We start from the raw sequence: 650 nt of genomic DNA, 5'->3' as shown, positions 1-650 counted from the left end.
ACCTTGGCCATGGTGAAGGTTTTTCCTGAGCCGGTGACGCCGAGCAGCACCTGGGTGCGGTCGTGGTTATCGACGCCTTCGACCAGATCCTTGATGGCGGTCGGCTGGTCGCCGGCCGGCTCGAACTCCGACACCATCTTGATGGCGATGCCGCCTTCGGATTTTTCGGGGCGGGCAGGGCGGTGCGGCGTCCACAGCACGCCGTCCTTGTGCAGCGGATTGCCGGATTCGATCAGCGCCGACAGTGCCGCCACCGTCGCGGTGACGCTGCCCGAGGCCATGGTCTCGGCGTCCTCCAGCGAGATGTCGAGGCCGGCGACCGGATTGAGGCCGGCTGCCGTGCGCTCCCTGGCTGACGCCGCGCCACCCATCGAGGTGCCGCGCGAACTGCGCCCCGGCGAGCTTGAGCGCTCGGGTATCTTCTTCGACGGCTTCGGCGATTTGCCGCCGTCACCCTTGGCGACAAGACGTCCTTCGTTTTCGGCTTCCTGCTCGATCTGCTCGGCCCAATCCGCGATCGAACCGGTCAGCGGCGTGCCAGAGAGCTCCGGCTGCGGCATCTCGGCGAAGCCGCCTTTGTGCAGCGGCTCGGAGGCGTCGAGGAAATCGGTCAGCGGGCTGCGCCGCTTCGGCGCGGCGCGGTCGTCATT

At 67.8% G+C, this 650-nt stretch carries 1 pseudogene; it reads right to left on the bottom strand.

Annotation, left to right across the window (positions count from 1 at the left end):
- Nucleotides 1–650, bottom strand: a pseudogene (locus EN914_RS37500) (excinuclease ABC subunit B); the annotation flags it as partial.

Source organism: Mesorhizobium sp. M7A.F.Ca.CA.001.08.2.1 (assembly GCF_003998455.1).
GTDB classification, from domain to species: Bacteria; Pseudomonadota; Alphaproteobacteria; order Rhizobiales; family Rhizobiaceae; genus Mesorhizobium; species Mesorhizobium ciceri.
The sequence above is the reverse complement of the archived record's forward strand: the minus strand, read 5'-3'. Positions and strand labels throughout refer to the sequence as shown.